The sequence below is a fragment of the Thermococcus piezophilus genome (assembly GCF_001647085.1).
GTDB lineage: Archaea > Methanobacteriota_B > Thermococci > Thermococcales > Thermococcaceae > Thermococcus > Thermococcus piezophilus.
The window spans coordinates 1,624,857-1,634,616 of the sequence record NZ_CP015520.1; the positions used below are offsets into that span (position 1 = coordinate 1,624,857).

Annotated in this window: 11 protein-coding genes; 1 reads left to right on the plus strand and 10 read right to left on the minus strand. The window is 53.9% G+C overall.

Going from position 1 to position 9,760, the window contains the following annotated elements:
- Positions 1–7 precede the first annotated feature (7 nt).
- On the minus strand, positions 8–2,209 hold the full coding sequence (gene metG, locus A7C91_RS08910) for a methionine--tRNA ligase (RefSeq protein WP_068666770.1): 2,202 nt from the start codon (positions 2,207–2,209) through the stop codon (positions 8–10).
- 178 nt (positions 2,210–2,387) lie between these two features.
- On the opposite strand from metG, the gene A7C91_RS08915 reads away from it, so the two are divergent.
- Positions 2,388–2,735, plus strand: coding sequence for a 6-pyruvoyl trahydropterin synthase family protein (locus A7C91_RS08915; RefSeq protein WP_068666772.1), 348 nt, complete (start codon positions 2,388–2,390; stop codon positions 2,733–2,735).
- On the opposite strand, the gene A7C91_RS08920 is transcribed toward A7C91_RS08915, so the two are convergent.
- The 9 genes from A7C91_RS08920 to A7C91_RS08960 all read right to left on the minus strand — a co-directional run bounded on the left by A7C91_RS08920 (position 2,732) and on the right by A7C91_RS08960 (position 9,760).
- Positions 2,732–3,202 carry a DUF192 domain-containing protein gene (locus A7C91_RS08920; protein WP_068666774.1) on the minus strand — a complete coding sequence of 157 codons (471 nt, stop codon included), beginning with the start codon at positions 3,200–3,202 and terminating at the stop codon, positions 2,732–2,734. The two genes, A7C91_RS08915 and A7C91_RS08920, sit on opposite strands and share 4 nt — an antisense overlap.
- Positions 3,203–3,263: 61 nt before the next feature.
- Positions 3,264–3,824: a 2-oxoacid:ferredoxin oxidoreductase subunit gamma gene (locus tag A7C91_RS08925; RefSeq protein WP_068666776.1), complete on the minus strand. Its 561-nt coding sequence runs from the start codon at positions 3,822–3,824 to the stop codon at positions 3,264–3,266.
- Positions 3,821–4,666: a 2-oxoacid:ferredoxin oxidoreductase subunit beta gene (locus tag A7C91_RS08930; protein ID WP_068666778.1), complete on the minus strand. Its 846-nt coding sequence runs from the start codon at positions 4,664–4,666 to the stop codon at positions 3,821–3,823. Before A7C91_RS08930 ends, A7C91_RS08925 begins: the two co-directional genes overlap by 4 nt.
- The gene (locus A7C91_RS08935) at positions 4,667–5,815 is read right to left on the minus strand and encodes a 2-oxoacid:acceptor oxidoreductase subunit alpha (protein ID WP_068666780.1); all 1,149 of its coding nucleotides are present in this window, start codon (positions 5,813–5,815) and stop codon (positions 4,667–4,669) included. It abuts the gene before it with no gap.
- Positions 5,812–6,324, minus strand: coding sequence for a 2-oxoacid:ferredoxin oxidoreductase subunit gamma (locus A7C91_RS08940; RefSeq protein ID WP_068666782.1), 513 nt, complete (start codon positions 6,322–6,324; stop codon positions 5,812–5,814). The genes A7C91_RS08935 and A7C91_RS08940 overlap by 4 nt, the downstream gene beginning before the upstream one ends.
- A 5-nt stretch (positions 6,325–6,329) precedes the next feature.
- Positions 6,330–7,184 (minus strand): 2-oxoacid:ferredoxin oxidoreductase subunit beta, encoded by an 855-nt coding sequence (locus tag A7C91_RS08945; protein WP_068666784.1) that lies wholly within the window; start codon positions 7,182–7,184, stop codon positions 6,330–6,332.
- Positions 7,184–8,374 (minus strand): 2-oxoacid:acceptor oxidoreductase subunit alpha, encoded by a 1,191-nt coding sequence (locus A7C91_RS08950; RefSeq protein ID WP_068666786.1) that lies wholly within the window; start codon positions 8,372–8,374, stop codon positions 7,184–7,186. The genes A7C91_RS08945 and A7C91_RS08950 overlap by 1 nt, the downstream gene beginning before the upstream one ends.
- Before the next feature lie 6 nt (positions 8,375–8,380).
- Positions 8,381–8,635: a 2-oxoglutarate ferredoxin oxidoreductase subunit delta gene (locus A7C91_RS08955; protein ID WP_068666788.1), complete on the minus strand. Its 255-nt coding sequence runs from the start codon at positions 8,633–8,635 to the stop codon at positions 8,381–8,383.
- Positions 8,636–8,785: 150 nt separating this feature from the next.
- Complete coding sequence (locus tag A7C91_RS08960) at positions 8,786–9,760, minus strand: archaeosine biosynthesis radical SAM protein RaSEA (RefSeq protein ID WP_068666790.1); 975 nt, start codon at positions 9,758–9,760, stop codon at positions 8,786–8,788.

Below are 9,760 nucleotides of genomic sequence, written 5' to 3' on the forward strand. Positions count from 1 at the left end.
GCTCCCATCACCTTATTCTTGCCCCGAGCTTTACCTCCTTGTCCGGCATAAGCAGGGCAACGTTCTCGCCGTCGTCCGCTGCCAGCAGCATTCCCTGGCTCTCTATTCCCCTGAGCTTCTTGGGCTCGAGGTTGGCTATGATAACGACGTAGCGGTTGAGGAGGTCGTCCTTGCTGTAGTACTTCTTGAGTCCAGCGACGAGCTGCCTGACCTCGTCACCAAGGTCAACCTTTACCACGTAGAGCTTGTCGGCGTTCGGGTGGTCCTGCACATCAACAATCTTTCCAACCCTCAAGTCGAGCTTCACAAAGTCCTCGAACTTGACGTACTCCACTTTTCCACCCTCCTTTTTCTTCTCCTTTTTGGCCTTTTTCTCAAGCCTCTCACCGTATATGTTCTTAAGGATTGCCATGACCTCATCTCTACGCTTCTCACCGAACCTCTCGAGGGCAACCTTGACGACATCGTCCGTCCTGTAGTACTTGTCGAGGAGCAACCTTGCGCTCTCAGGATTGCCCCTGGCTATGTAGTTTACGATGAAGAATATTATGTCCTCATCGGTGACCTTCCTGAAGAGAATCTCGGCCTTTCTAACTCTGTGGCCAGCTGGAATCTCAGTGAACTCCCAGCGCTTGGTCTCCTCGAGGTTGAGAAGGTGCCATATCTTCTCGCTCGCATCCGGAAGGAACGGCTCCAGGAGTATTCCAAGGGTCTTGACGATCTGGAGCGAGACATTAACAGTTGTTGCCGTCCTCTCGCGGTCTTCCTTGGCAGTCTTCCATGGCTTCTGGTAGTCGAAGTAGCGGTTGCCGAAGATTGCCAGCCCCATTACGCGCCTGAGAGCATCTTTGAAGCGGTACTGACTTATCAGCTCACCTGTTTCTCTGAAAGTAGCTTCAATCTCCTCGAAGGCCTGCCTGTCCAAATCATCAAGCTCGCCCCTTTCAGGAACGACCCCGTTGAAGTAGCGGTTGACGAAGGTCAAAGCCCTGTGCACAAAGTTTCCGAGGTTGTTCACCAGCTCCTCGTTAATCTTTGTCTTGAAGTCGGCGAAGCTGAAGTCGCTGTCCCTCGTCTCGGGCATTATGGCGGTGAGGTAATAGCGGAGGTAGTCAGCCGGGAAGGCGTCGAGGAACTCGTGCACCCAGATGGCCCAGTTCCTGCTCGTTGAGAACTTCTTGCCTTCCAGGTTGAGGTACTCATTGGCTGGGATGTCGTACGGAAGGAGCCACTCTGCCTCAGCCTCTTCGTCCTTATACCTGCCGTAGGCCATCAGGAAAGCCGGCCAGAATATCGCGTGGAAGGGTATGTTGTCCTTGCCGATAAAGTGGATGACCTTTGTTTGTCCGTCAAGGTTGAGCCAGAACTTCTTCCACTCATTCTCTCTGCCTTCCCTCTTAAGGTGCTCGACGGTTATGCTGATGTACCCTATCGGTGCTTCAAACCATACGTAGAGAACCTTGCCCTTGACGTCCTCATCGTCGAGCGGCACTGGAATGCCCCAGTTCAAGTCCCTCGTTATGGCCCTCTCCTCAAGGCCCTCCTCAATCCAGCCGAGGACGGTGTTTCTGACGTTCGGCTTCCAGTGCTCCTGGCTCTGCACCCACTCTTTCAGCTTTTCTGAGAAGTTCTGCATTTTTATGTAATAGTGAGCAGAGTCCTTGAAGGTTATTGGATTGCCACAGATGTTGCAGCGCGGGTTTATGAGCTCTTCCGGCGTGAGGGGGTGGCCGCAGACCTCACACTGGTCGCCCCTCTGGTTCTCGGCACCGCAGTGGGGGCACGTGCCGATAACGTACCTGTCCGGGAGAAACATCTTGTCGTGCTCACAGTAGGCCTGCTTGCTCACCTTTTTAACGAGGTGGCCGTTTTCGAGGGCCTTTAGGAAGAACTCCTGGCTTATACTGTAGTGGACTGGCAGTTCAGTTCTGCCAAAGTAGTCGAAGCTTATCTTGGCTCTCTCTAAGGTCGTCTTGATGTGCTCGTGGTAGTAGTCGACTATCTCCATCGGGCTTCTCCCCTCTTTGAGCGCTCGGAAGGTTATTGGTGTCCCGTGTTCATCGGTTCCGCTGATGAAAATCACTTCCTCACCCTTGAGCCTCAGATAGCGGACGAATATGTCCGCAGGCAGATATGCTCCAGCAAGGTGTCCAGCATGAATCGGCCCGTTGGCGTATGGAAGAGCGGAAGTCACCATGTACCTGACCATTTTAACCACCCCCACACCGTCGTTTTAGCTCCTTATAAGACCTGCGGGTTTTAAGCATTACGATAGGTTATTTTTAAAGGCCAGAAATATGTTGAGTTATACATAAATCAATCCCAAAGGTTTTAGAGTATTGGCGCTAATTTGGGTTCCGGATGGTACGAAAGTCAGGGTGAGCAAAATGAAGTCCTGCATCGTCGAGCGTTTCAAATTTGAGGCGGCCCATGCCGTTATCATAGACGAAAAGCCCGAGGAGATACACGGCCACACTTTCTGGCTTGAGGTTGCTGTTGAGGGCCCGCTGAGGAACGGCTACGTCACGGACTTCCTTGAGCTGAGAAGAACAGTCGGTGAAATAATCGAGAGGCTTGACCACAGGAATCTCAATACCCTCTTTGAGAACCCGACGACTGAGAACGTCGCCCTCTGGATAGCGGAAGAGGTTAAAAAGAAGCTCCCCAAGGGCGTCAGGCTCCGGAGGATAGTCCTCTGGGAGGGAGAGGAGAATGGAGTGGAGCTCGAGTTTTAGGCCTTTTTAGTTTTCAGTTTACTAACGCTCTCCGCCATAGTCACTCCGTTTGAACTCTCGAAGGAGAGCTTTTCCGGCAGGGAAATTTTGACTGGAATCGCTTTTTCTTTCTCCTCACTCAGGCTCCAGCTTATCAAGTCCCCTTCCCCAATCTCCAGGGTCCTTATCATCCCCACTGGACCTTCGATTATGTACTTGGCGGCCTTTTTGGGAGCATAGACTCGCCACTTTCTGGCGGTCTTGAAATCCACCACCCGACAAGAAGAGTCGAGCCAGATTACGTCGATGTCGCTCAGCATGAAAAACATATGAATTGAAGCGTTTACCCGGGTTTCAGCGGGCAGGACGAAGACGAGAGCGTAATTGACGTTTCTAACCAGCATCAACCCCTTAAACCGCTTGAAGAACGTATCTGCTAGCTCTACCCTCCCGTGCCAGACCTTTCTTTTACTCTCGTTTACCAGCATAGACTCAACTCTCCGGCCGGATTGATAAGATTTTTGGGAAAATGTGGGAGAAAAGACGGGCTCAAAGCTTGCCTTTTTTAGCCTTCTCGCCGATCTCGACGCCCCTGCGGAATGCTTTGAGGTTGATTTCCTCTGTGCCCTTCGGAACCGCATCGAGAACGGCCTTTTCTATAGCCTCCCTGCTCACGACGTCGGTCAAAGCGACCAGCAGGCCAAGGGTGAGAATGTTCATGGTAAGGCTGAGGCCGGTAGTTTCTTCGGCTATCTTAGTCAGTGGGCAGGCGTAAACCTTCAGCTTTTTCTCGAACTCTTCATCTCTGTGCGGCACGAGCTCGCTCTCGACTATTACAACGGCACCCTCCTTAACGGTTTTCAGGTACTTGTTGTAGGCCTCCTGGGAGAAGAAGACCGCGTAATCGGGGTGAAGCGTCTTTGGATAATCAATCGGCTCATCGCTTATGACTACCTCAGCTTTGCTCGCGCCTCCCCGTGACTCCGGTCCATATGCCTGGGTCTGCACCGCATAGAGGTTCCCGTAAACGGCCGCGGCTCTTCCAAGGATGACGCTGGCCAGTATGACACCCTGACCTCCAAACCCGCTGAAAAGGACTTCTGTCCTCATTCTTCCCACCCCATCATTCTCTTGGCCCTCTTCTTGTACTCCTCGTACTCCCTAATCAGACCAGGCCTATCCCTGTCCACGAACTCGCCGATGACTATCTTGCCTTCAAGCTCCTCTGGCGACATGTTCTTGGCCTTGCTTATTGGCACGGTTATCTTCTGGTACCATCTAAGCAATTCTGGGGCCGTCTTCATCCTGTTCCTCCTTCCGAAGCTTATCGGACACGGTGAGAGGAATTCCACCAGGGTGAAGCCCTCCTTCTTGAGTGCCTTCTTGATGCTGTTGATTCCCTGGAGGTAGTTGAAGACGCTCCACCGGGCCACGTAGTTGGCACCGGCTGAAACGGCGAGATCTGCTATATCAAAGGGGTTCTCAAACTGACCGTATGGCGCGGTGGTTCCGCGGAGGCCCTTCAGAGCAGTTGGAGCCACTTGACCGCCGGTCATCCCGTAGGTGAAGTTGTTGATTAGTATCACGGTGATGTCGAGGTTTCTCCTTATGGCGTGGATGAAGTGGTTTCCTCCGATAGCCGCCGCATCGCCGTCTCCCATGAAGGCGATTATCTTGAGGTCGGGATTTGCGAGCTTTATACCTGTGGCAAAGGCTAAGGCCCTTCCATGGGTCGTGTGCAGGCCGTCGAAGTTGACAAAGCCAGGAACACGCGAAGAACAGCCTATGCCGCTCACCCAGACTATCTCGTCGGGGTTGAGGCCGAGGTCATCTATAGCCCTGAGCGTGTACTGTAAAGCCGAGCCTATTCCACAGCCCGGACAGAAGATGGTCGGCAGCATGTCCTTGCGCAGGTATTTATCGCGAATCTCGTAAGCGGACGTAAGGTACATTCAGCTCACCACCCTCTCAACTATCTCCATCGGCGTGTGAACCTCGCCGCCTATCTTGCTTATGAGCTTGACCTCGGCTTTCCCGTTGGCACCTTCCCTGACGAGGTGGTAAAGCTGTCCAAGGTTCATCTCCGGCACGTATATCTTCTCGACCCTCTCGGCGAGTTCTTCAATCATGTCGAAGTCGAAGGGCCATATTGTGTTGAGCTTGAGCATGCCGGCTTTGATGCCCCTCTCGCGCAGTATCTTGACGGCCCTAATCGCGGAACGGGCGACTATCCCGGTGGACACTATTGCTATCTCGGCGTCTTCCATGCCACGGGTCTCGTAGGAAACGATGTCGGCTTTGTTTCTCTCGAGCTTTTCAACGATCCTCTTGATGAGCCTCTCGTGCACCTTGGCATCAACCGTCTTCGGCCTTCCGCGCTCGTCGTGGGTCAGGCCTGTAACGTAGGTGCGGTAGCCCTTTCCGAATACCGGCATCGGTGGAATGCCATCGCCGTGAATGTCACCAAAAGGATACTTGGCCTCCTCCTCGTTGGCGGGAAGCTTTCTCTCAACGATCTCAATCTCCTCGGGTAGGGGAATGTAAACCCTCTCACGCATGTGGGCAATCTCGGCGTCGGTGAGAAGGACGACGGGCGTGCGGTACTTCTCGGCAAGGTTGAATGCCCTTATTGTCATGTCGAATGCTTCTTGAATCGTCGATGGACTGAGAACGATAAGGCTGTGGTCTCCGTGGGTGCCCCATATGGCCTGCATTATATCCCCCTGTGCAGCTAACGTCGGCTGCCCCGTGCTTGGCCCTCCCCTCTGGACGTCGACAACAACCACTGGGGTTTCAGTCATGATCGCGTATCCTATGTTCTCCTGCATGAGGCTGAATCCCGGACCAGAAGTTGCCGTCATGGCCTTGGCACCGGCCCATGAGGCCCCGATTATTGCCGCCATACTAGCCAGCTCGTCCTCCATCTGTATGGAAACGCCGTCAACGAGGGGCATGTATAATGCCATCGCCTCGAAAATCTCGCTCGCGGGAGTTATCGGGTAGCCAGCGTAAAAGCGACAGCCCGCCAAGATAGCCGCCCTTGCTATGGCTTCATCACCCTGGATGAAGTCGCTCTTGCCAACGGGAAAGGGGTATCTCATTTCAATCCCTCCTCATAACCAACATTGAAGGCTCTGAGGTTTATCTCCTCGGTTCCCTTGGGAACGCGCCTTCTAATGGCTTCTTCAACGCTCTCCGTCTTAACCACTCCCGTCTTAGCAACCAGATAGCCCAAGGCCACCATATTGACCGTCAAAGCTAGTCCTGTATTTTCCTCCGCCAGGCGGGTGAAGGGCGCGCCTGTGTACTCTCCATCGGGCTTCACAAGGTCAGTGTCGATTATCAGCAGGCCATCTTCCTTCAGTTCGTCTTTAACAGTGTCGTAGCCAAGCTGATGTAAAGCCACCAAAACATCCGCCTTGGTGACCACCAGGTCGTAAATCGGCTCCTTTGAGACTATGACATCCGCTATACTGTGGCCGCCTCTGCTTGCGGAGCTGTAGTCCTGGGTCTGCAAAACGTTAAGCCCCTCAATCGCCGCGGCCTCGCCGAGGATGACGCCGGCAAGGACCACTCCCTGGCCACCTATACCGGCGAAACGAATCTGCATGGCTCTCACTCCTCCCTAAGGCCGAAATGTTCTTGGACATCATCAATCAGCTTGTTAAGCTCCTCCGTGAACTCTGGTCTCTCCCGATTCACGAGCTCCCCGATGACGAACTTGCCTTCAAGCTCCTCTGGAGACATGTTCCTGGCCTTACTTATCGGCACAGAGTCCTTGAGGAACCAGCGGAGCATGTCGGCCGGTTCCTTCATCCTGTTCCTTCTTCCGAACTGGACTGGACACTGGGAGATGACCTCCACGAGGGAGAAGCCCTTCACGGTCAGGGCCTTCTTGATGCTCTCGATGAGCTGGTAAACATGAGCGGTTGTCCACCTTGCCACATAGCTCGCTCCAGCCGCCGCTACCGTCTCGGAAATCTGGAGCGGGTGCTCTATGTTTCTGTATGGGGAAGTGGTAGTTCTCGCTCCAAAGGGCGTCGTCGGGGCAACTTGGCCGCCGGTCATTCCGTAGATGAAGTTGTTCACGAGGATGACCGTTATGTCGATATTCCTCCTCGCGGCATGGATGAGGTGGTTTCCCCCGATGCTGGCTAGATCACCGTCGCCGCTTATGACGACGACCTTCTTGTCCGGCAGGCCGACCTTAACACCAGTTGCGAAGGCTATGGCCCTTCCGTGGGTGGTGTGAAGCGTGTCGGCCAAGAAATAGGGCGAGGCTATCCACGCAGAGCAGCCGATACCGCTCACAACCACCAAATCCCTGGGGTCTATCTTGAGCTGGTCAACGGCATTGGCAAAAGCATTGAGAACCGTTCCACCACCGCAGCCGGGGCACAGTGCTGTGGGAAGCGCCTCCTTGCGGAGGTATTTAACCCTCGGATACATGGAATAAATCTCCTTCGCCATCAGGCAACACCCCTTATCTCGCGCAGGATTTCCTCAACGGTTAATGGAACGCCGCCAACCTTGTTCACGCCCTTGAGGAGAACGTCGTCGTTGACGAAGCGCTGGACTTCGAGAATGAGCTGTCCTAGGTTCATCTCTGGAACGAGTATTGCACGGGCCTTCTTGGAAAGTTCTCTCACGCGCTCCCCCGGGAACGGGTGAACCGTCTTCGGCACGAAGAGGCCGACCTTTATTCCTTCTTCTCTGGCATTGAGAACCGCCCCGAGCGAGGGCCTGGCCGAGACGCCCCAGCTTATGACCAATATCTCAGCATCGTCGGTAAAGTGCTCATCGTACTTCTCATAAACGTGTTTATTCTGCTCTATCTTCCGGTGAATTCTTCTCACGAGTCTATCGTGAACTTCTGGGGTGTAGACATCCCTGAGGCCGTTCTCCTTGTGGGTTGAACCCGTAACATGGGTGAAGTGACCGTGGCCAAAGAGGGGCATGGGTGAGACGCCGTCGCCGTGCGGGTCTCCGAAGGGGAGCTTTGCTTCCTCCTCATTGGCCGGAAGCTTGCGGTAGGTTACTTCGACCTCTTCCGGATCGGGAATCCTTATCCGCTCCCTCGCGTGGGCACTAATGCCATCGAAGAGAACCACGACCGGTGTTCTTAGCTTCTCAGCTATGTTGAAGGCCCTGACCGTCTCCCAGAATGAATCTTCAACACTCGTCGGTGAGACGGCTATTATAGGATGGTCGCCGTGGGTTCCCCAGCGAGCCTGGAAAAAGTCCCCCTGAGCGCCCTTGGTGGCCTGGCCCGTTGATGGGCCGCTCCTCTGGACATCGACAAGAACGAGCGGAGTTTCTGTCATCACGGCATAGCCGAGGTTTTCCTGCATGAGGCTGAATCCGGGACCGGCTGTGGCGGTCATCACTTTGAATCCGGTCCACGAGGCGCCGACCATGGCGGCAATGCTCGCTATCTCGTCCTCCATCTGGAGGTAATATCCTCCCAGTTTCGGTAGTTCCTTCGCCATCGTTTCGGCTATCTCACTCGAAGGCGTGATTGGATAGCCCGCGTAGAAGCGACAGCCGGCAAAGAGGGCGCCGTAAGCGACAGCCTCATTGCCCTGCATGAAATAGTTGCCTTTTTTGTAAGGCTTTCTCAGGAGCCTGATTTGCTCAGGCTCATCACCGCGAATTATCATAGGTCATCACCTTACTGATATAGCGAAGTCGGGACAGAGCAGCTCGCAGAGCTTGCATCTGACACATTTGTCAGCAGCGGCCGGAACGGGATAGTGCACGCCCTTTTCGCTCAACTCCTTACTCCACTCAAAGACCTTCCTTGGGCACATTTCAACACAGATCCCACAACCCTTGCACAGAAAAGTATCAACATCAATTTCCACGGCGTCGGTCTTCCCGATCACGAGGTAGTTATCCCGGCTAATTTCGACATCCGCCATAATTATCACCTGCGATTTGTTAAATCCGTTTACGTATGTAAACATTTAAAGCTTTCGTGGGTGTGCATTTCTGAACATCAAAGAAGCCCGGTGGATGTTAAAAGGCAGGCGAAAAGAAGGCGTGAAACGAATTTCAAAAACGAAATCTCTTCACCACGTGAGGAGCTGCCAGTCGAGGAGCCCTTCCTCAACTATGTACCTCCACGCCTCCCTGCACACTGGTTCAAGCTTCTCGAGGTGGCCGATGTCCTGCGTTGCCGAGAACTTCTTTATCACCCTGCCAATTTTTCGGTCATGGTCGGTCAGGCAGTTGTGGGGGCCTCTCTTGGAGCCCGCTCCTACCGGGTCGCTGAGGATTCTCTTGTTGGGAAAATGCCTCTTTGCCCACAGAAGAACCTCCACGGCACTCCAGAGCCACGGCGGGCGGTATTCACTCTTCTCCCAGAGCCTCTCGTAGAGCGTGCCCTTCTGGATGTCGGTGATGTTTATCGAAAAGGTATCCGTGTAGGGCTCCGCCCGAATAATGCTCTCCTTCACGTCCTCAATCCCATCGCGCTCGCTCAGGAATATCGGCTTGAGCAGGAGGTAGGTCTTGACCTTGGCGCCAGCCTCGTGGGTTATCTCCGCCGCCCTCACGAAGTCATCGAAGGTGTTGCCCTTGTTTATGCTCACATCGGAGATATCGTCGTTTGCCGTTTCAAGGCCTATCGCTACCTCGAAGTGCTTGTCGGAGACTATGTCGACGAGCTCTTTAACCGCGTCGTAGCGGACAAGCTCGCTCCTGCTTTCGATAACTATCTCCTCAACGTTCTCCATCTGGGCCAGAAGCTCGAAGATTCTCCTCCTTGTCTCGGGTTTTAGCTCTCTGTTGTCGAGGAACGAGCCAGAGGTGAACATTCTTACCGCAAAGGGCCCCTTTTTGCCTTCTATCATCTTCAGCGCTTCCCTCACGTAGTCGACTATAGCCTCTTGGCTCCACTTGATCTTGGGTGCCGCAGTTGGATATGAGCACATGTAGCAGGCTTGGTTGATACTAAACCTGTAACAGCCTATCGTGGGGAGGATTATGAAAAGCGCCGTTCCGGGCTTTCCGGCCACGTTGTCCTCGTTCGTCCAGTAGGTCAT